Genomic DNA, 20,368 nt, shown 5'->3' on the forward strand with positions numbered 1-20,368 from the left:
CCACAGATACAGATGCACAGGGTTTGGGCTCTCTCCTGCCCGGTGCGAATTCGTCGAGCAGCGAAAGCAGCGATCAAATTTCGGAGATCATGCGTCAAGCGTCGGAGAATGGTGTTGGTGTGGTCGTCATCAACAATGACGGCGAGATTCTGAGCACAGCCGCCGAGGTCGAGGATGCCCCGGCCGAAGGCGTCGAAGGATCGCGCCTGATGAAGGCGCAGGACACGGTGGTGCGATTCCGCACGGCGCTGGTGGATCGCATCCTGGATTTGCCCAATGCCTTCAACGAGGTGATCTACATCCTGCGCGCCACCAGCCCGGATGGCACGATCTGGGCTTTTGCCTATGCGCTGATTGTCTCGCTGCTGCTTTTCGCTGTGGGGATGGTTTTCGAGAGCCAGGTCTATGGCAAGAGGATTGTCAGGAATTTCGTGGTCTCCCGCATTCGGGAAAACCCGGTGGGATACGCCGAGAAGATGCCCTTTCTCGTCTTCCGGTTTTTCATGGGCGTCATCGGCATTCTGGTGTCCATGCTGGTGGCCTATGTCCTTGGGGCGCTGATCTTTGGCCCGCTGGAAGACAAGGCGATGCAGTTCACCGTCAGCGTGATCAATACCGCCTATTTCATGTGCCGTCTGGTCGCGAACCTGTGGCGCATGGTGCTATCCCCCTACCTTGAACAATACCGGGTGCCTGTGATGAGCAACCGGGATGCCAAACGGCTTCACACCTGGCTCTGGGTGCTGGGCACCTTTGATATCACGGCCATTCTGTTTGGTGTCTGGATTGGTGAGCTGGGCCTGAATTACGACGTCTACGCCTTCCTGTCTTCGCTGATGTCGGCCATCGTGGTGTTGCTGAATATCGTTATGGTGCTGGTGAACCGCGCCGCCATTTCCAACGCGATGCGGAACGGTAAATCCGTGACCCAGGTCAGCTGGGCTGTGAAGTTCATGACAACGATCTGGGCCCCGGTGGTCATCCTCTACGTGATCTTTGCGTGGCTCGAACTGACCTATGATCTGGTGCTGGGGCACCCGTCGTCGATCCCGCTGATCGCCGGGGCGTATATCATCCTGATGTCCATTATCGTGGTCTATGGCGTGATCAATTTCATGATCGAACGCAGCTTTCAACGCGCCCGGGCCTTGCGCGAATTGAACGAAGCAGGCGCGGCAGATGGGGTCACCCCGGACGACATCCCGATGGAAGAGGCGCCAATGCCGCTGCGTCCGCGGCATGCGTTGAATTCCTTCGAAGCGCTGGCGCGGCGTGTGGCGGGTATTCTGGCGTTTGTCGCCGGGGTCTATGCGTTTTTCTACATCTGGGACAATAATTCGGCCCAGATGGTGGAAAGCTACGCCGCCCAGCTTCTCGACATTATGGTGATCATATTCATCGGCTATATCGTCTATCACACCTTTCGCATCTGGATCGACAACAAGATCCTCGAAGAGCAGGGAGACGTGACAGAGGAGGACATGGGCGGCGATGGCGGTGGGACCGGTGCCAGCCGCCTGGCGACGCTGCTGCCGCTGTTCCGCAATTTCATCCTGATCGTGGTGCTGGTCACGATCAGCCTCATCATTCTGCTGGAAATGGGCGTGAACGTTGGCCCGCTTTTTGCCGGTGCCGGTGTGGTCGGTGTGGCTGTGGGCTTTGGGTCTCAGGCGCTGGTACGCGACATCTTCTCGGGCGGGTTCTTCCTCTTTGACGATGCTTTTCGCAAAGGTGAGTATCTGGACATTGGTGGCGTTAAAGGCACGGTGGAAAAAATCTCGGTTCGGTCTTTCCAACTGCGCCATCACCTGGGGGCATTGCATACCATCCCCTTTGGCGAAATTCAGGTCATGACGAATTATTCGCGCGACTGGGTGATCATGAAACTGCCCCTGCGCGTGACCTATGACACCGATGTGGAGAAGGTGCGCAAGCTGATCAAGAAGCTGGGGGTCGAACTATTGGACGATCCGGTGATTGGCGAGAATTTCATCCAGCCGCTGAAGTCTCAGGGTGTCATCGAAATGCAGGATTCAGCGATGATCATTCGGGTCAAATTCATGACCAAACCCGGCGATCAATGGTTGGTGCGCAAGCGGGTCTACGAAGAAATCCGCATCCTTTTCGAGCGCGAGGGCATCCAGTTCGCGCATAAAGAGGTCACCGTGCGGCTGAAGGATGGCAAGGTCGAGGACCTGTCCGAAGAGGATAAGAAATCCATCTCGGCGGCGGCGCAGGCTTCCATGGAAGAGGAGCTTATGGATGGTGAGGACGCGGGCGACGACCGCTAGGGCCCCAATGCCCGATGAGCGCACGGATGCAGCTGCGCAGCCCCGCGATCCGCCTTTCGAAGATCTGGGCAAAGATCAGGCCTATGCCGATGGATCCGACCACAAAAAGGGCGTCTCGCGCCAGCGTTTCCGCCGGAAACACAGCGTCGATCAGGTGCAACGCAGGATAATGAGTCACATAAATGGAGAAGCTCGCACCGGCCCACCAGCGCACGGCGCGGTTGTCCTGCGTTTGGTTTTGCAAAAGGCGGGCCATACCGAAGATATGCATGGTCGTGAAAACACCTATCAGCGCATTCCAGATAAATTCGTCGGAGAAGGCCAGCACATGCCGGTAGCGGGCGGGGGCCATGGCCTCGGCAGTCAGATGTGCGAGCATGTCGGGCACGCCGATCCACAAGCAGACCGCGTAGAGCACGGGTGCACCCCATGCCATCATGCGCGCCGTCGTTGACGTGAGCAGGCCCGCGCCACCGGCGGCCAGTTTGCGCCAGAGCCAGACGCCCATCAGCCATGCAGGCATCAACAGCAAAACCCACGGACCGAAGAGCACGACCAAGCCCAGCAGGATGATCACCCGGCGCGCGCCTGACAGGAAGAATGCGACACCAAAGAGGATGTAATAGGCGGCCTCGTAACTCAGTGACCAAAGCGGCCCGTTGGTGCCCAGACGCACGCGCTCAAATGCGCCCCATTCGTTGGAAAAGCTCAGCCCGCGCAGCAGCATCTCCCAAAGCGGCAAGGCCCCGTAATACCCAGCCGGATAGGCACCAGGGTCAATGCTCTGCCCCATCTGGTCAAAAACAAAGGTCAACAGTAGAGCAGGAAGCAGAACCGACAGCAGCCGCGTGCCGCGGTTGAAGGTATAGGTCGGCAGATGCTTGTCGCGTTCGGCGGCGTAAGCGATCACAAATCCCGAAATCACGAAGAAAACGATGACAGCATCGCTGCCCAGATTGAGATCGCGCATGAACTGATAATCACCGCGCGTGAAACGGGCATAGGCGATATGCGACAAGACGACCACAAGCGTTGCGGCCACCCGCAGAACGTCGAGCCAAAGGGAAAGACCGCGGTTCATTGCAGTGCCGTCTGATCCGCGTCGGGCGTCAGGTCTGGATCGCGCGAGGTGCCTTTCCACAGCGCCTCCCAGCTTTCGACAAAAGGATGTAACAGGGCGGCGCGCAGGGTAGGATGCGGTTGCTCAATGCGGTTCCCCTCTTCGTCCGAGAGGCCGTAATTGATGTTTTCATAGCTCGCCGGAACATAGAGCGTACCGAACATCCAGTCCCAAAAGGCAAAAACCTCGCCGTAGTTCTTGTTGTAGTGTTTGCGTTCGATGGAGTGGTGAATGTGGTGTTGCGCGGGTGAAATGAAGATATGCTCCAGCACACGCCCGTAGCTGAGCCAGATGTGGCTGTGGCGCAGGTTGGATCCCAGCGCGTTGAACAGGAAATACCCCGCATTCACGCTGCCAATGGTCAGGACGTTGACCTTGCCCACTACCAGGAAAAGCATCAGAGCCTGGACCGTGCCGATGACAAAGCCGCGAAACAGAATGCCGAACAGGATGTACATCGGGTGTTTGCGATTTACCGTCAACGGCGTCATCACTTCGGCAGAGTGATGCACCGCGTGATAGGGCCAGAGGCTTTGCACCTCGTGGTGAATGCGATGGATCCAATAGACACAGAAGTCCATCGTTAGGATCATGATGACCGTTGCGATGAGGGTGGTTGTCCAGGCGATGGGCGCAGCTGCATCAGGTCTTTGGGACCCGCTTGCAGTGAGCAGCGCGTCGAGTAGGAAGATTGTCATCGCCGGCGTGAATGTGAGCATGGTGAAAATGCCCGCGACCGACAGAAGGCTGTTGAACAGGAAAATCTTGATATCAACCAGATTGGATTTGTGCAGATAGGTTTCTTTCGGCAGCAGGTAGGCGGTAAAACTGCCAGATCGGCCGCGCAGGATCCAGAGTACGTAAACCAGCACCACTGTCGCGCAGAGATAAATCACCGCGAGGCGGGATTCCCAGTTGAACAGAAAGCTGGTGAACCGCTCCAACAGAGCAAACATCACATCCATTTATATTCCTCACGCGTGTTCGTCGCGTCAGACTGAATGTGAAATCTGGTATTTGCGTGGCGAATTGTTGCCCAAACTTCAACGATTTCTCAGGATTTATAAGGATCCAGAGAGGCGCGTAATCCGTCGCCCAGAAAGTTGAAGGCCAGTACCACAAAGATGATCGGCAGCATCGGGATGGCCGTCCACGGGTAAATCTCGATGCTGGCCAGGTTCTGCGCGTCATTGAGCATTACCCCCCAACTCACCGCGGGTGCGCGCAGGCCGAGACCCAGAAAGCTGAGCGCTGTTTCACCGAGGATCATCGCCGGGATCGACAGCGTGGCAGAAGCGATGAGGTGGGACATGAAATTGGGCAACAGGTGCCTGCGAATGACCCGACCGGGTTTCGCCCCCATCATCTCTGCCGCTCTGACATATTCTTCCTCTCTCAACGAGAGGAACTTACTTCGGACCGCCCGCGCCAATCCCGGCCAGTCGAGTATGCCCAGAATGATCGAGATGATGAAGAAAACCGCCACCGGGCTCCAGTTCGACGGCACCGCAGCCGAAAGTGCCAGCCACAGTGGCAGTTCCGGCAAGGAGCGCAGAATCTCGATGACCCGGTTGATGACCCAATCCGTCTTGCCGCCGAAATACCCCGCGATGGAGCCAAAAAAGATACCAAGGGCAAAGGACACCGTAATGCCGATGAGGCCCACCGTGAGCGAGAGTTGTGCGCCGTAGAGAATACGGCTGAACACATCCCGCCCCAACCGATCAGACCCCCACAAGAAGATCGTGGCACCCTCAGGCGCGCAGAAGAGATGCGTGTCAGAGCGTATCAGGCCAAAGAGCTTGTACTGGTCGCCATCACAAAAGAATTGCAGCGGCATGGGCCGTGTCGTGTCGGTCTCATAGGTCCAGCGGTAGTTGACCAGATCCGCCGTGGCGGTGGTGGGGTAAACGAAAGGCCCGATAAACTCGCCCTCATGCCACAGGTGCACGGATTGCGGTGGCGCATAGAGGTAATCCGCACTGCGTTCATTGGGCGTATAAGGCGCGATGAACCCCGCAACAGGCAGCATCAGGTAGCTGAGCAGCAGAAAGATACCCGATATCAGACCCAGCTTGTGCCGCTTGAATTTGCGCCAGACCAACACCCAGTTGGGTGCGTCCATATCAGAGCGTTCCAGCGCACTGAGGTCGGTGGTGTCGGAATAGGGGGCGTCGTCGACATAGCGACCATCAGGCAATTGGGTCATGTGCCGCGGGCTCCGTAGCGGATGCGCGGATCAAGCAGAACCAGCAAAAGATCCGAAATCATCGTGCCGATGAGGGTGAGCAGGGCGACGAACATCAATACGAAGCCTGCCAGAAACTGGTCCTGTGACTTCAACGCAGTCAGCAGCGATGGACCGATGGTTTGCAGGCCCAAAACCACAGAGACCAGAACCGACCCAGATACCATCGCGGGCAGCAGGTTCCCGATATCGGCCACAAAGGGGTTGAACGCCATGCGCAGGGGATATTTGGCGAGCAGCTTTGACGGCGCCAGACCTTTGGCCTTGGCGGTCTCGACATAGGGTTTGCTGAGCTCGTCCAGCATATTGGCGCGCAGCCGTTGCATCATGGCAGCGGCCCCCGAGGTCCCGATCACAAAGGTTGGTACGATCAGGTGGACAAGGATGGATTTCACCTTGTCAAAGGACATCGGTTCACCCTCGAACTGCGGATCCATCAGCCCGCCGATCGGCAGATCGAAATACTTGTTGCCATAATAAAACAGCATCAGCGCAAGCAGGAAGTTTGGTGTGGCCAGCCCAAGGTAGCCGACAAAGGCCGCGGTATAATCCACCCATGTCTCGGATCTTGCCGCAGCGATGACGCCCAGCGGCAGGGCGACCAGATAGACAAAGAGCACGGCGGCAAGGTTCACCAGAACCGTCAGCCACAACGCATCGCCCACGATTTCAGACACAGGCCGGTCAAATTCGAACGACCAGCCAAAATTACCCTGAATGAGCCCGTACCAGCCCTGCGGGCCGGGCGCCATGCCGACCCAGATCAGATACTGCTCCCAGATCGGTCGGTCGAGCGCATATTCGGTGCGCAAGAACTCGGCCTTGGCCACCCCCTCGGCTTGTCCCGTGGCGCGCAGCTCTGCGATCTGGTTGGACAGATAGTCGCCCGGTGGCAGGTTGATGATCACGAAAATCATGATCGACACCACCCAGAGGGTGAGCAGCATCGTGATGAACCGATAGATGGCGTAGCGGAGAAACATCATTGCGTGAGCTGCTGGAACGGTTCGTCGTAGTAGAATTCATCAATCCGGTGAATGCCGAAATGGGCACCGGGGTCCCAGGCCCATTTGGCCACTTCGGGGACATTGCGCAGCCGGTCCGAGACGACAACGGGTTGTGGCGCTTCCGATAGAATGCCGATGCCAAACTGGTGATCTGCGTGAATGGCCAGCATTTCGCGCCAGATCGCGGCCCGTTCGTCCGTGTCGGTGGTGTGATCCCAATCCCAACTCAGCTGCATCAACCGTTTGGCCGCAGGCATGTCCGGGGCTTCGCCAACCTCGCCACCGGTTTGATAGTACTGCCCCCACTTGGGCCAGGCGAAGAACTCCTGATGCGTCGGCGCGAGGTATTCGGGCGGCGTGTAGGCCTGCGGCAGGCCATTGTCCCAGCCGAACCAGACCGCAGACATTGACAGACCGGAATAGACCCGGTTGCGCAGAATATCGCGGTCCAGCGGGCGCATGATCAGCTTGATGCCGATCTCGCGCCAGGTGTCTGTCACGATGGCCAGCGCGTTTTCGACCTCCTGCCGCTCACCTGCGGTTTCAATCACAAATTCCATCGGGCGCCCGTCCGGCAGCTTGCGGATGCCATCGGGGGTGCGCTCCGTCAGCCCCATTTCATTCAGCAGCGCGTTGGCCTTGGCCGGGTAGTAGATGGACCATGAAAAGAGATTGGCGGGGTCAAAGAATGGACTTTTGGCCAGCGCGGTCATGCCGCCTTCCTTCGCCAGGCCAAAGTACAGCGCGCGGTTGATCATGCGCCGGTCGATGCCAAGGCTCAGCGCGCGGCGAAAGCGCACATCGCGGATCACCTCGCGCCACACCGGGTCGGCGAAGTTCAGATTGGGATAGATGGTGATCTGGTTTGCCGCGCCATTGGCCCAGAGCAGCGTCTTGTACCCCGCGCCATCGGTCTCGCCTTTTTTCAGGATCGAGATGTCCGGGAAATCCAGCCCCCGTGCCTGCAGATCCACCTCGCCCGCGTTGGCCTTGGCCGCGATCAACCCGCCGCCGACAATCGTCATTTCCACGATATCGATGTAGGGCAATTGCACACCTTGCGTGTCGATCCGATGATAATAGGGGTTGCGCACAAAGAGATGACGGCTGGATTTCGTGCCAGATGCGTTCATCCAGGGCTGCAGCGTCGGCAGGTCCGGATTGTCGAATTTATACATGTTGTCGCGGTCGTTGTGCAGCGCTGCCCAGGCCCGCACACGCGCCTTTTTAATCTTTTTCTTCAGGGTCTTGGCGTCTGTGAACTCCGCGTGAAACTGTTTCAGGTAATGCGCGGGCCGGTAGATGAAAAAGGGGCTTGCCTGTGCCAGCAGCTGCAAGAACTGCGGGTTCGGCGTCGGCCATTCGATCACCACGGTATGCGCATCGGGAAAGGTGACATCCGCTAGAACGCCGTCCACGACCATATGTTGTGGCGGACCGGCGGGGCTCAGTTCCTTGTTCTGGGCGACGTGTTTCCAGTAGTACTCGAAATCCGCGGAGGTAAAGGGATGCCCATCGGACCAGCGATGCCCTTTGCGCAGGTGCAGCGTGAATTTGCGGCCCTCGACGACCTCGATATCGCGCAGGATGTCCGCATAGAGATTGTAGTTCTGGTCATAGCCTACGAGCCGCGCGTAGCCATAGACCACCATCTGCCGCACATCTTTGGAGCGCGACACCAGCGTGCGCAACGTGCCGCCCTGCTCCCCCAAGGTGCGCCCTTTGGCTTCGAGGTCAACGACCAGCGGCTCTTGCGGCAGGCGTTGGGTCACGGGTGGCAGAATGCCTTTGCCCACTTCCTTTTGCCAGAAACTGCTCTCAGATGGGGTCGGCGTGTCGGCATGTCCGCTTGTGGCGGTCGTCAGCACAATAAGAAAGGCAGCGAAAACTCTAAACATGACAACGCACCTTATGGCCGGGTTCCAGTTCGGTCAAAGCGGGGGCGGCAACGCCTTCAAAGCGGAATGCGTCCGGCCAGCTTGAGGGTTTGCCCGCCCCTTTTGCCACAAGGCCAAGATCGATGGGCCGGCTCACATCCGGTTCGGGTTGTGCTGCGATCAGGGCCTTGGTGTAGGGATGGCGCGGATTGTAGAACAACGTGTCAGGCGGGGCCTGTTCGACGACGACACCCTGGCGCATCACGGCTACCTCATCCGCGATGCGGGCGACCACAGCCAGGTCATGACTGATGAAGAGATAGCTGAGGCCAACCCGATCGCGGATATCTTCGAGCAGGCAGAGGATTTGCTCCTGCACCGAGACATCAAGCGCCGAGGTTGGTTCGTCGCAGACCAGCAATACCGGATCGAGTGTCAGGGCGCGGGCAATCGACAGACGCTGACGCTGGCCGCCCGAAAACGCATGCGGATATCGCCCCAGCATCGACGGATCAAGGCCAACCCAGCGCAGCATTTCCGCCGCCTTCTCGCGTCGGTCCGATCGTGATCCCAGATTGTGGATTTCCATCGGCTCTGTCAGCGCATCCTGCACCCGCATGCGCGGAGACAGGGATGAATAGGGGTCCTGAAACACCATCTGCGCTTGCCTTTGGAACGACACACGCTCCGCCAGCGACATTGCGTTGATCTTGACGGGCGGCGCGTCTTTGGTCGGTGTGAACACAACCTCACCGCCGGGATCGGGCATTTCCGCGCCCAGGGCGATCCGTGCGCAGGTGGTTTTGCCCGACCCGCTTTCACCGACCACGGCCAGCGTTTTGCCGCGTTGCAATTCCAGATTAACCTCGTGGCAGGCCGTGACCGTCATCGGCTTGCTCCACCCGCCTGCACGCATCGTATAGGTCTTGGACACATCGCGCAGATCAAGGATGAGGTCGTCGTGTTTTTCCGCACGCGCAGGGGCAGCAACCTCAGGGATTATCGGGGCGGCGGCAAAGAGCTTTTTCGTGTACCCATGGGCGGGATCCCCCAGAACGGCCGGGGCGGGACCGCGCTCCATCACGCGGCCTTTGTTCATCACCACGACGGATTCGGCCATATTGGCAACCACACCCAGGTCATGCGTGACCAGAATGACGGCCATTCCCGTCTCTTTCTGCAGATCCTTGATCAGCCCCAGAACCTGTGCCTGCGTCGTGACATCCAGCGCGGTTGTCGGCTCATCCGCGATCAGCAGATCCGGCTTGGCGACCATCGCCATGGCGATCATCGCGCGCTGCCGCATCCCGCCCGACATCTCGAACGGGTAGGCGCGCCAGACCCGCGCGGGTTCCGGAAAACCGACGCGTTCGAAGGTGTCCAACACGGTTTTCTTGGCCTCGGAGGGGCGCATGTCGCGGTGCAGGCGCAGCACTTCCGACACCTGATCTCCGAGCCGGTGCAACGGCGAGAGTGACCTCATAGGTTCTTGAAAAATCATGGAAATTTGATTTCCGCGAATGGACCGCATCGACCGTTCGTTCAGGTTTCGAAGGTCCAGCACCTTGCCGGAGCAGTCGAAATTGATGGACCCGCTGCGAATTTGTGCGCTGGCCGGAAGGATGCGAAGCACGGATCTGCAGGTGATGGTTTTGCCGGACCCGCTTTCGCCGACCAGCGCAAGCGTCTCTCCCGGCATAACCTGAAAACTGACACCTCGGACGACAGAATCTGCTGATCCAAAGCCAATGCTCAAATCTTGTACTTCAAGCAATGGGGTTACCACGTTGCTATTTCTTCCTTGATGCAAATACGTCCCAAAAAGCCGCTCCCCGGCGGCATCAGTCAACTTGATTTCGATGCTCACGTCCAGCGCACAGATACGTGAGCCCCTTTGCGCTACCAATTTTCATTCAAAAGAGGCATGTGAAGGTGACAATTTTGCAAAGGTACCGACAATGAGCCGCCTGGATCTCTTCATCAATCGAATGGTTTCACAGCGCGCGTGTTTGAATCACGCCGCGGTGTTGACCAGGGACCTGCGCGGCCCGGTTTTTGAGTTGGGCCTGGGCAATGGGCGGACCTATCACCACATGTGCGAGATTTTACCCGCCCGGGACATCTATGTGTTCGAGCGGGCGGTGGCCTCGCACCCCGACAGCACGCCCCCCGATGATCGCGTGTTTCTGGGCGACGTCTTCGAAACCCTGCCCGCCGCCTTGAAGCAATTCGGGGCAACCGCACGTCTGATCCACGCGGATCTGGGCGGACATAGTGCCGAGAAGAATGATGTCTTTGCGCGGAAAATCTCTCCCTTGATTGCCCCTTTGTTGGCACCGGGCGGGTTGATGGTTTCCAGTGACCGGATGTATTTTGATGAGCTGACCGAGATCGATCTGCCGCCGGAGGCCGTGCCGGGGCGGTGTTTCATCTATCGGCGCTAGTTGGCGCCGCAGCGATTGTTAATTCTGTCACCGTCCGTATTCTGTCTCTGAAATTGCCATAAGCATCTCCTGGGTAGTGCTCTGGTGGCGATCAGCGGAACGAAGAGAGACGTGATGACAGATAAAATCGCTTATGAGCGTCATGGTGATATCGCCGTGTTGTTGCTTCAGAACCCGCCGGTCAACGCGCTCAGCCAAGAGGTGCGCAGCGGGTTGATGGCCGGTATGGACCGTGCCGAGGCGGACACCGGTGTCAAAGCGGTGCTGATCGTTGGGGACGGGCGCGCCTTTATCGCGGGCGCCGACATCAAGGAATTTGGCAAAACACCGTTGGCGCCGCACCTGCCGGATGTGTGCAACCTGATCGAAGCCTCGCCGCTTCTGGTGGTTGCTTCGATGCATGGCGTCAGCCTGGGCGGCGGTCTGGAGGTGGCACTGTCGGCGCATTACCGGATCGCCCAGCCGGAGGCGCGTGTGGGTCTGCCGGAAGTGCATCTTGGCCTCATTCCGGGGGCGGGTGGCACACAGCGGCTGCCCCGGATCACCGGTGTTCTGGCTGCCATCGACATGATTACATCGGGACGGCACGTCAAAGCCCCCGAGGCGTTGAGCATCGGGGCCATCGACAAGGTGGCGGCAGGGGATCCGCAAGCCGTTGGCTTGGATTATGCCAATGCTTTGCTGGCGCAGGGCGCGCACCGCCGACCCGTCAGCGAGATGCCCGCACCGGAGGCGATTGATTGGGATGAAGCCTACGATGCCGTATTGAAAAAGGGGCGCGGCCAGATTTCGCCCGCACAGGCGGTGCGCGCGGTGCAGGCCAGTGTCGAGATGCCGTTTGCCGAGGGGCTCAAGGCGGAACGGCAGATGTTCCGCGAGCTCATGCAAACGGATCAGCGCCAAGGCATGATCCATGCGTTTTTCTCCGAAAGGGCGGTCAGCAATCTGCCTGAGCTCAAGGGTATCGCGCCGCGGCCGGTGGAGGCGGTTGGGGTGATTGGCGGCGGGACGATGGGGGCAGGCATTGCAACAGCCGCCTTGCTGGCCGGTTTGCGTGTCACCCTGATCGAACGGGATGAAGCGGCGGCTGAGGCCGCAAAGGCGCGGATCGCAGGCAACCTTGCAGGCGCTTTGAAACGCGGAAAGATCACGCAGGAAACGCATGATGAGATGCTGGGCAGCGCGCTCACCATGGCCACCGATTACGGCGCGCTGAAAGAGGCCGATCTGGTGATCGAGGCGGTCTTTGAGGATATGGAGGTCAAGAAATCCGTCTTCCGGCAGTTGGATGAGATTTGCAAACCGGGTGCGGTTCTGGCCACCAACACCTCCTATCTGGATGTGAACGAAATCGCATCAAGCACGTCCCGCCCGGGTGATGTGATCGGGCTGCATTTCTTTTCGCCCGCGCATGTCATGAAGCTGTTGGAAGTGGTCGTGGCGGATCAGACTTCGCCCGAGGTCGTGGCAACCGGATTTGCGCTGGGCAAGCGCATGGGCAAGGTCTCGGTGCGCGCGGGCGTCTGCGACGGGTTCATCGGCAACCGAATTCTCAGCACCTACCGGACGGCGGCAGATCATATGATCCTGGATGGTGCGACCCCGTTTCAGATCGATGCGGCCCTGACCGGTTTCGGTTTCGCGATGGGGCCTTATGCCGTCGCGGATCTGGCCGGGCTGGACATCGGTTGGGCCATGCGGAAGCGACTGGCACCCACACGGGATGCGCGTGAGCGGGTGGGCCGGTACCCGGACAAGCTCTGTGAAGCAGGGCATTTCGGGCAGAAAACCGGCAAGGGGTTCTACATTTACGAAAAGGGCAAACGCGGTGGTGTGCCGAACCCGGAGGTCATGACACTGATTGAGGCGGAGCGGGCGGAACGGGGCATCACGCCGCGCGGCTTCACCGATGAAGAGATCGTGCGCCGCTACATGGCGGCGATGGCCAATGAGGCGGCGAAAGTGGTGGGAGAAGGCATCGCGCGCCGCCCGCTTGATGTCGATATGGTGCTGCTCTTCGGCTATGGGTTCCCGCGCTATTGGGGTGGGCCGCTCAAGTGGGCGGATCTGGTGGGATTGCCGGCGCTTTTGTCTGATATCGAACACTACGCGCAGGAGGACGACTATTTCTGGCAACTTGCGCCGCTCCTGCAGGAACTGGTGGATGAGGGTCGCAATTTTGACGATCTGAACAAGGAAGGCTGAGCCATGAAGGAAGCCGTTATCGTCTCCGCTGCGCGCACGGGCCTTGCGAAATCCTACCGGGGGTCGTTCAATCAGACGCATGGGGCGACGATGGGCGGGCATGTGGTGGCCGCAGCGGTCGCGCGGGCGGGCATCGCGCCCGACCGGATCGAAGACTGCATCATCGGCTGCGGTTTTCCCGAGGGCGCAACCGGCCAGAACATCGCGCGCCAGATCGCCCTGCGCGGCGGGTTGCCGATAACCACCTCCGGCATGACGGTGAACCGCTACTGTGCCTCCGGTCTGCAAGCCATTGCGATGGCGGCACATGCGATCACGGTTGATGGAACTGGACCGATTGTTGCGGGCGGGGTTGAGAGCATTTCACTGGTGCAGCCCAAGACCGAAGCCACGCCCGAGGCATGGCTGCTGGAGCACCAGCCTGATGTCTACATGGCCATGATCGACACGGCGGACATCGTGGCCAAGCGCTATAACATCAGCCGCGACGCACAGGATGCATACGGCCTGCGTAGCCAGATGCGGATTGCCGCTGCGCAGGAAGAGGGTTTGTTCGATACGGAAATCGTGCCCATGCAAACCACGATGGCGGTGCAGGACAAGGAAACCAAAGAGGTTTCAATGCATGCCGTGACGGTCGCACGGGACGAATGCAACCGGCCAAACACAACGCAGGAGGGGCTGGCAAAGCTCGACCCGGTGCGGGACGCCGGGTTCGTGACGGCCGGGAACGCGAGCCAATTGTCCGATGGCGCAGCCGCGCTTGTTCTGATGGATGCAGGCGAGGCTGAGCGCGAGGGTGTCGAGCCCCTGGGAGCATTCAAGGGCTTCGCTGTTGCGGGCTGCGCGCCGGATGAGATGGGCATCGGCCCGGTTTTTGCGGTGCCGCGATTGCTGGAACGCCATGGTCTGTCAGTGGATGACATCGATCTTTGGGAGCTCAACGAAGCCTTTGCCAGTCAGGCGCTTTATTGTCGCGACAGGCTGGGCATCGATCCCGAAAAGTTCAACGTCAACGGCGGATCCATCGCCGTCGGCCATCCGTTCGGAATGACCGGTGCGCGGCTGGCCGGGCATCTTTTGCGCGAGGGCAGGCGGCGCGGTGCCAAGCTGGGCGTTGTCACGATGTGCATCGGTGGCGGCATGGGGGCTGCGGGACTATTCGAAATTTATCAGTGAGGGTGGCATATGGATCTGAGCTATAGCGATGAGGAACTGGCCTTCCGCGATGACGTGCACGGTTTTCTGGACGCACACCTACCGTCTGAACTGTCGGATAAGGTGCGCGCAGGCATCGCCCTGTCAAAGGCTGATCATGAACGTTGGCACGCCATCCTGAATGCGAAGGGCTGGCTTGCACCGAACTGGCCCAAAGCCTTTGGCGGGGCGGAGTGGAATGCGGTGCAGCGTCACATTTTCGAGGACGCATGCGCATTGGCCTACGCGCCGCGCATCGTGCCTTTCGGGCTGTCGATGCTGGGCCCGGTTTTGCAGAAGTTCGGTTCCAAAGCGCAGCAGGACCACTGGTTGCCACGCATCCTGTCGGGCGCGGATTGGTGGTGTCAGGGTTATTCCGAACCGGGGGCCGGGTCTGATCTGGCGTCGCTGACAACGGCCGCGGTGCGTGATGGCGACCACTACGTTGTGAACGGTCAGAAGACGTGGACGACGCTGGGTCAGCACGCGAATATGATTTTCTGTCTGGTGCGCACGAACAAGGACGTCAAGCAACAGGAGGGCATCTCTTTTCTGCTGATCGACATGGACACGCCGGGCATCGAGGTGCGCCCGATCGTGTTGCTGGATGGCGGGGCTGAGGTGAACGAGGTCTGGTTCACAGACGTGCGTGTGCCGGTGGACAATCTGGTGGGTGAGGAAAACAAGGGCTGGACCTACGCGAAATACCTGCTGACCCACGAGCGCACGAATATCGCCGGTGTCGGGTTCTCTCAGGCCGGGCTGGCGGCGGTAAAACGGATTGCGAAGTCCGAGATGGCGGGTGGCAGGCCGCTGATCGAAAACCCGCATTTCGCCGCGCGTCTGGCGCAGGTGGAGATTGATCTGATGGCGATGTCCACCACCAACCTGCGGATCATCTCCGGGGCCGCTGCCGGGCAGGCGCCGGGCGTGGAAAGCTCGATGCTGAAGGTCAAGGGCACGATCATCCGGCAGGAGATCAACGATCTGGCCCGCCGGGCCGCGGGTGTCTATGCGATGCCCTTTGCATCGGAGGCTGTGGCGGGCGCAAACGATGCGCTGCCCGATCCGCTGCAGGCAGGCCCGGTGGCAAAACAGTATTTCAACAATCGCAAGCTTTCGATCTTCGGGGGGTCCAATGAAATCCAGCGCCAGATCATCGCCAAATCGATGTTGGGGGGCGGTAAATGAAATTTGATCTCACCGAAGAGCGGCAGATGCTGCAGGATAGCTTGCGGCGGTTTCTGGCGGATCGCTACACCACCAAAACCCGCGACGACATCCTTGAAAGTGATACCGGCATGTCCGCGGCGCTTTGGAAAGACCTTGCCGATCTTGGCGTGATCGGCGCGCTTTTTACCGAAGACCAGGGTGGTTTTGGCGGGCTGGGGTTCGATCTGGCGGTTGTCTTTGAGGAACTCGGGCGCGCGGGTGTGGTGGAGCCGTTTCTGGACACTGGCGTTCTGGCCGGAGGGTTGATTGCCGCATTGGGCGGCACCGATCAGATCGGCCAGGTGGCGGAGGTCATCAGTGGCACCCTGCAGCTCGCCTTTGCCCATGGTGAACCCACCAGCCGCTATGATCTGAGCCGTGTCCAGACGTCGGCCATCGCACAGGGCGAGAATGTCGTGCTGAACGGGCGCAAGACGGTTGTGGTCAACGCCGAGGCGGCGGATTGCATCGTCGTTTCCGCGCGCGAAAATGGGGCGATTGATGACGAAACGGGCATTTCCCTTTTTCTGGTGCCGAAAGAAACGCAAGGGCTGAGCGTGCAGGGCTACGCACTGCTGGCCGGTGGCCGGGCGGGTGAAGTGATCCTGGAGGATGTCACCCTGCCCACCTCGGCACGGCTCGGCGGGACAGGGCAGGCCTTTGCCGCCATCGAAATCCGGATCGCAGCAGCAAACGTTGCGATGTGTGCCGAAACGCTCGGCGCGATGGAAACCGCCACCGCCCTGACGCGGGAGTATCTGATGACTCGCAAGCAGTTTGGCCGCCCGATTGGCAGCTTTCAGGCGCTGGCCCACCGCATGTCCGATCTGCTGATCGAGATGGAGCAGGCGCGTTCCGCTGTGATCAACGCGGCGGGCCATCTGGAACAGGATTGTGCCCTCCGCGAACGCCATGTGTCGGCGGCCAAAAATCTGCTGGGGCGCGCGGGCCGCCTGGTCGCCGAGGACAGCATTCAAATGCACGGCGGTATCGCAATGACACAGGAATACGAACTGGCGCATATCGCAAAGCGCATAGTGATGGCGGAGCACCGCTTCGGCGATTGCGATCATCATCTGGAGCGGTTCATTGCCCTCTCCGCCGTCTGACTTTCCGATCAGCGGGGCGCAGGGTCTGATCGGCTACCGGGTCGATCTGGATCGCGCGACTGGGCGCGCGGAAGTTGTGCTCGACATCGCGGCCCCGCACCTGAACCGCAACGAAAGCCTGCACGGCGGGATTATCGCGATGATGCTCGATAGTGCTGCGGGGTTTGCGGCTTCACTCCATTTTGGTGGTGATGAGTCGGCGCGCGTGGTCACGGTTTCGCTGACCACGCAATTTATGGCCGCCGTGCATGAGGGGCGCGTTGTGGCCAGGGGTACGATCTCGGGCGGCGGGCGCAAGATCGTCTGCGCGGATGCTGAACTGCACGACGCAGCGGGGACGTTGATCGCCAAAGCCTCCGGCGTTTTCAAAAGGGTATCGTAATGGCGCGGATCGAAGACAAGGGTGATCGCCTGATCATCTGGAACGGCAATGCGGCGCGGCGTGGGGCGCTGAGCCCGGCGCTTTACGATTGCATTGCGCAAGCGATGGTCCAGGCGCAGGCACCGCGCATTCGGGCCGTGATCTTGGCCTCAGAAGGCAATTTTTTCTGCGCCGGTGGCGATCTGAACGTTCTGATCGAACGACGGCAGCTGACCGAACCCGAACGCTGCGAAAAGGTGGATGAGCTGCACGCGCTTGTGCGGGCGATGCGTGGCTGTCCGGTGCCCTTGATTGCGGCAGTTGAGGGTGGAGCGGCGGGGGCCGGGCTGTCGCTGGCCTTGGCCTGCGATCTGATCGTCGCGGCGGCAGGTGCGCAATTCACCGCCGCCTATGTCAAGGCCGGGCTGGTACCGGACGCAGGCCTCACGGCCTCTCTGGCACGGTGCCTGCCGCGTCCTCTGGCAATGGAAATGTGCTTGTTGGCGCGTCCGATATCGGCGGAACGGATGATGGCGCTTGGGGCGGTGAATGACACCACGCCGCCCGGCGAAGCGCTGCACGCCGCAATGTCCCTGGCGGATCGGTTGGCAGAAGGGCCCCGCGCGGCACAGGGTGTGATCCGAGGTCTTGTGGCGCAGGCTTATGAAGCCACCGAGGCTGCACAATTGGATGCGGAACGCGATGCGATGGCCCGCGCTGCAGGTGGTGACGAGGCCGCAGAAGGGATCGCGGCTTTTCTGGAAAAACGCGCGCCGAGGTTTGGCCTATGATCTGGGACACCGAACTGACCCGCCGATTGGGTATCAAACGGCCCATCGTGGCGGGCGGGCTGCAGTGGCTGGCCAACGCGCCCTATGTCACGGCGGCGGCACAAGCAGGGATCATGGGCTTCATCACGGCGGCCAGCTTTCCGGAGCGCGACGCCCTGAGCGCCGAAATCAGAGCGGCGCGCAAGGCCTGCGGCGACCTGCCTTTTGGGGTGAATGTCTCGATGCTGCCCAAGCTTGTGCCGGGGGATCAGACGGAGGACATCTTTCGTCTCATCGCTGATGAGGGCGTCCGCGTTGTCGAAACCTCGGGGCGCAATCCTGAACCTTACATCCCGCTGCTGAAAGACCTGGGTCTGACCGTGCTGCACAAGGTGCCCGCCGTGCGCTATGCGATCAAGGCGCAGGCGGTTGGTGTCGATATGGTCTCCATTGTCGGTGCGGAATGCGGCGGGCATCCGGGGATGGATATGATCGGGTCGTTTCTGAATGGCGCCATGGCGGGCGATGCGTTGGACATCCCGTTTCTCATTGGCGGCGGTGTCGGACACGGCAGCCAGCTGCTTGCAGCCCTGGGCATGGGGGCAGCGGGCGTCGTGATGGGCACGCGGCTGTTGGTGTCCGAAGAGCTTTGTGCCCATGACGGATACAAGCAGGCGTTGGTGGAGGCGACGGAGCGCGACACGGCGCTGACCATGGGATCCCTGCGCAACACGGTCCGGACCCTCGCCAATGAAACCACCGCTGAGGTGATGCGCATGGAGGCTGAGGTACCGGGCATCACCATTCACGATCTGATGCCGCTGGTGTCCGGTCAGATCGGGCGGAAAGCCTATGAGACCGGAGATGTCAGCCGCGGTTTGCTCTCCGCCGGGCATGCCTTGGGGCTGACCGACCGGATTGAACCGATGGCAGACATCATTGCGCGCATCGAGGCGCAGGCGGTGGCTGCACAGCAGCGTCTGGCCGGCGTGACGCTGATGCCGAAGGCGGCGGAATGACCGCGCGGGTGCATCGTTTCCTCGCGGACCAGGTCGCGCGGCGGCCCGATGCCTTGGCGATGACGGATGGCACCGGTGCGGCATGGACCTGGCGGGATTTGGAAACCGCCGCCGTTGCCGCCGCCGATGGCCTGTCGCAGCGGGGTTGCCGGGCTGGCGACCGCGTTGTCATCCTCTGTGAAAACTGCACCGCGGCTGTCGCCTTTCTGTTTGGCTGCTGGCGGATCGGGGCGATTGCCGTGCCGGTCAATGCGCGCCAATCCACCTCCGAAGTGGCGCGTATTCTGGATCATGCCACCCCCGCTGTCATCATCCTAACGACCGACGTGTCGCCCGAGGCGCGCGCGCATGCAAAGCGGCTGGAGGCAACGCCCTGCGCGGCGGTTTTTGGCACCGTTCATATAGCGACGCGGCCTGCCTCACCCGCCGAAGACGATGCGCGCATCGCAGTGCTGCTTTACACCACCGGCACAACCGGTGCGCCGAAAGGGGTGATGCTCAGTCATGAAAACCTCGCGTTTGGCGGTATGGCGTCGGCTAATCTGCGTGGAATGACTGCCGAGGATGTGATCTACGGCGTCCTGCCCATCACCCATGTCTTTGGTCTGGCATCAATTGTGACGGCAGCCGTCTACACCGGGGCCCGGATCCGGTTCGAAGCGCGGTTTTCGGCGGCCAAGCTCTATACCGCGCTGCGCAACGGGGTGACGCTGCTGTCTGCTGTGCCGCAGATGCATGCTCTGTTGATACAATACACCGCCGAGCAGGGTTATGACCAACTTGGCTCGGATGATCTGCGCTATGTGTCATCCGGGGCCGCGCCTCTGGATCCCGCATGGAAGCGCAAGGCCGAAGCCTTCTATGGCGTGCCGCTGCAAAATGGATACGGCATGACCGAAACCACGGCAGGCGTCTCCATTACAAACAACCCGCTGGGGTCCGCAGATATTTCTGTTGGCCCCCCTTTACCGGGGGTCGAGGTGCGCATTGACGAGACCGTGCCGGGCGGTGGCGAGGGTATGGGGGAAGTGCTGACACGGGGCGCGCACGTCATGCTGGGATACTTCCGCAATCCCGCCGAGACCGCGCAGGTGCTGGATGCCGAGGGGTGGATGCATACGGGCGATCTGGGCAAATTCGATGCGGCGGGTCATCTGCATATTCTGGGCAGATCGAAGGAATTGATCATCCACGGCGGTTTCAACGTGTACCCGCCGGAGGTGGAAGCGGCGATCAACGACCATCCGCAGGTCATCCAATCCGCGGTGATCGGGCGCATGACCGCGGGGGATGAGGAAGTGCTGGCCTTTGTGCAGGTGGCGGCGGGGTGCGATCTGACCAGCGACGCTTTGCGCGATTTTCTCAAGGATCGTCTGGCCGGATACAAGCGCCCAAGCCGCATCGTGCTGGCGACACAACTTCCCGCGGCCCCGACAGGAAAGATTCTAAAGCACAAACTTCTAGACAGTTTTACCGATCAGTTGACCTGATCGCCGGATCCCATAACC

Annotated in this window: 16 protein-coding genes; 10 read left to right on the forward strand and 6 right to left on the reverse strand. The window is 60.3% G+C overall.

Annotated features, from left to right (window positions below; translation table 11 throughout):
• The first annotated feature begins 89 nt into the window (after window positions 1–89).
• Window positions 90–2,291, forward strand: coding sequence for a mechanosensitive ion channel family protein (locus tag Q1A20_RS07190; protein ID WP_367180875.1), 2,202 nt, complete (start codon window positions 90–92; stop codon window positions 2,289–2,291).
• Here the strand turns inward: Q1A20_RS07190 and Q1A20_RS07195 are convergent.
• The 6 genes from Q1A20_RS07195 to Q1A20_RS07220 form a co-directional block, all read right to left on the reverse strand.
• Window positions 2,257–3,372 carry an acyltransferase gene (locus Q1A20_RS07195; protein ID WP_299916590.1) on the reverse strand — a complete coding sequence of 372 codons (1,116 nt, stop codon included), beginning with the start codon at window positions 3,370–3,372 and terminating at the stop codon, window positions 2,257–2,259. The genes Q1A20_RS07190 and Q1A20_RS07195 overlap by 35 nt on opposite strands.
• A complete protein-coding gene (locus Q1A20_RS07200; RefSeq protein ID WP_299402553.1) occupies window positions 3,369–4,376 on the reverse strand; it encodes a sterol desaturase family protein in 1,008 nt (335 codons plus the stop codon). The genes Q1A20_RS07195 and Q1A20_RS07200 overlap by 4 nt, the downstream gene beginning before the upstream one ends.
• Window positions 4,377–4,465: 89 nt before the next feature.
• Entirely contained in the window at window positions 4,466–5,620 is a 1,155-nt protein-coding gene (locus Q1A20_RS07205) for an ABC transporter permease (protein ID WP_298974249.1), read from the reverse strand.
• Window positions 5,617–6,645, reverse strand: a complete 1,029-nt coding sequence (locus Q1A20_RS07210; protein WP_298974247.1) for an ABC transporter permease — start codon at window positions 6,643–6,645, stop codon at window positions 5,617–5,619. Before Q1A20_RS07210 ends, Q1A20_RS07205 begins: the two co-directional genes overlap by 4 nt.
• On the reverse strand, window positions 6,642–8,564 hold the full coding sequence (locus Q1A20_RS07215; protein WP_299402556.1) for an ABC transporter substrate-binding protein: 1,923 nt from the start codon (window positions 8,562–8,564) through the stop codon (window positions 6,642–6,644). Before Q1A20_RS07215 ends, Q1A20_RS07210 begins: the two co-directional genes overlap by 4 nt.
• Window positions 8,557–10,329, reverse strand: a complete 1,773-nt coding sequence (locus Q1A20_RS07220) for an ABC transporter ATP-binding protein (protein ID WP_299402557.1) — start codon at window positions 10,327–10,329, stop codon at window positions 8,557–8,559. Before Q1A20_RS07220 ends, Q1A20_RS07215 begins: the two co-directional genes overlap by 8 nt.
• Before the next feature lie 172 nt (window positions 10,330–10,501).
• Here Q1A20_RS07220 and Q1A20_RS07225 point away from each other — a divergent pair, with 172 nt between their 5' ends.
• The 9 genes from Q1A20_RS07225 (at window position 10,502) to Q1A20_RS07265 (ending at window position 20,350) form a co-directional block, all read left to right on the forward strand.
• Window positions 10,502–10,987, forward strand: a complete 486-nt coding sequence (locus tag Q1A20_RS07225) for a class I SAM-dependent methyltransferase (RefSeq protein ID WP_299402559.1) — start codon at window positions 10,502–10,504, stop codon at window positions 10,985–10,987.
• 114 nt (window positions 10,988–11,101) lie between these two features.
• Window positions 11,102–13,192 (forward strand): FAD-dependent oxidoreductase, encoded by a 2,091-nt coding sequence (locus Q1A20_RS07230; RefSeq protein ID WP_299402561.1) that lies wholly within the window; start codon window positions 11,102–11,104, stop codon window positions 13,190–13,192.
• Window positions 13,193–13,195: 3 nt separating this feature from the next.
• Window positions 13,196–14,371, forward strand: a complete 1,176-nt coding sequence (locus Q1A20_RS07235; RefSeq protein ID WP_299916593.1) for an acetyl-CoA C-acyltransferase — start codon at window positions 13,196–13,198, stop codon at window positions 14,369–14,371.
• A 9-nt stretch (window positions 14,372–14,380) separates the two neighbouring features.
• On the forward strand, window positions 14,381–15,580 hold the full coding sequence (locus Q1A20_RS07240; protein WP_299402565.1) for an acyl-CoA dehydrogenase family protein: 1,200 nt from the start codon (window positions 14,381–14,383) through the stop codon (window positions 15,578–15,580).
• A complete protein-coding gene (locus Q1A20_RS07245; protein ID WP_299916595.1) occupies window positions 15,577–16,710 on the forward strand; it encodes an acyl-CoA dehydrogenase in 1,134 nt (377 codons plus the stop codon). Before Q1A20_RS07240 ends, Q1A20_RS07245 begins: the two co-directional genes overlap by 4 nt.
• Window positions 16,691–17,092, forward strand: coding sequence for a PaaI family thioesterase (locus Q1A20_RS07250; RefSeq protein WP_299916597.1), 402 nt, complete (start codon window positions 16,691–16,693; stop codon window positions 17,090–17,092). The genes Q1A20_RS07245 and Q1A20_RS07250 overlap by 20 nt, the downstream gene beginning before the upstream one ends.
• Window positions 17,092–17,862 carry an oxepin-CoA hydrolase, alternative type gene (locus tag Q1A20_RS07255; protein ID WP_299916598.1) on the forward strand — a complete coding sequence of 257 codons (771 nt, stop codon included), beginning with the start codon at window positions 17,092–17,094 and terminating at the stop codon, window positions 17,860–17,862. The genes Q1A20_RS07250 and Q1A20_RS07255 overlap by 1 nt, the downstream gene beginning before the upstream one ends.
• Complete coding sequence (locus Q1A20_RS07260; protein ID WP_299402571.1) at window positions 17,859–18,860, forward strand: nitronate monooxygenase; 1,002 nt, start codon at window positions 17,859–17,861, stop codon at window positions 18,858–18,860. The genes Q1A20_RS07255 and Q1A20_RS07260 overlap by 4 nt, the downstream gene beginning before the upstream one ends.
• Window positions 18,857–20,350 (forward strand): class I adenylate-forming enzyme family protein, encoded by a 1,494-nt coding sequence (locus tag Q1A20_RS07265; RefSeq protein ID WP_299402573.1) that lies wholly within the window; start codon window positions 18,857–18,859, stop codon window positions 20,348–20,350. Before Q1A20_RS07260 ends, Q1A20_RS07265 begins: the two co-directional genes overlap by 4 nt.
• The last annotated feature ends 18 nt before the right edge of the window (window positions 20,351–20,368 follow it).

Source organism: uncultured Roseobacter sp. (genome assembly GCF_947501835.1).
Classification (GTDB): domain Bacteria; phylum Pseudomonadota; class Alphaproteobacteria; order Rhodobacterales; family Rhodobacteraceae; genus Roseobacter.

Bases quoted from the DNA above. Each gene is read 5' to 3' on its own strand.
- Q1A20_RS07190 (WP_367180875.1), top strand. From the start codon at position 90: ATGCGTCAAGCGTCGGAGAATGGTGTTGGTGTGGTCGTCATCAACAAT.
- Q1A20_RS07195 (WP_299916590.1), bottom strand. From the start codon at position 3,372: ATGAACCGCGGTCTTTCCCTTTGGCTCGACGTTCTGCGGGTGGCCGCA.
- Q1A20_RS07260 (WP_299402571.1), top strand. From the start codon at position 17,859: ATGATCTGGGACACCGAACTGACCCGCCGATTGGGTATCAAACGGCCC.
- Q1A20_RS07255 (WP_299916598.1), top strand. From the start codon at position 17,092: ATGGCGCGGATCGAAGACAAGGGTGATCGCCTGATCATCTGGAACGGC.
- Q1A20_RS07240 (WP_299402565.1), top strand. From the start codon at position 14,381: ATGGATCTGAGCTATAGCGATGAGGAACTGGCCTTCCGCGATGACGTG.
- Q1A20_RS07265 (WP_299402573.1), top strand. From the start codon at position 18,857: ATGACCGCGCGGGTGCATCGTTTCCTCGCGGACCAGGTCGCGCGGCGG.
- Q1A20_RS07215 (WP_299402556.1), bottom strand. From the start codon at position 8,564: ATGTTTAGAGTTTTCGCTGCCTTTCTTATTGTGCTGACGACCGCCACA.
- Q1A20_RS07205 (WP_298974249.1), bottom strand. From the start codon at position 5,620: ATGACCCAATTGCCTGATGGTCGCTATGTCGACGACGCCCCCTATTCC.
- Q1A20_RS07210 (WP_298974247.1), bottom strand. From the start codon at position 6,645: ATGATGTTTCTCCGCTACGCCATCTATCGGTTCATCACGATGCTGCTC.
- Q1A20_RS07245 (WP_299916595.1), top strand. From the start codon at position 15,577: ATGAAATTTGATCTCACCGAAGAGCGGCAGATGCTGCAGGATAGCTTG.
- Q1A20_RS07235 (WP_299916593.1), top strand. From the start codon at position 13,196: ATGAAGGAAGCCGTTATCGTCTCCGCTGCGCGCACGGGCCTTGCGAAA.
- Q1A20_RS07200 (WP_299402553.1), bottom strand. From the start codon at position 4,376: ATGGATGTGATGTTTGCTCTGTTGGAGCGGTTCACCAGCTTTCTGTTC.
- Q1A20_RS07230 (WP_299402561.1), top strand. From the start codon at position 11,102: ATGACAGATAAAATCGCTTATGAGCGTCATGGTGATATCGCCGTGTTG.
- Q1A20_RS07225 (WP_299402559.1), top strand. From the start codon at position 10,502: ATGAGCCGCCTGGATCTCTTCATCAATCGAATGGTTTCACAGCGCGCG.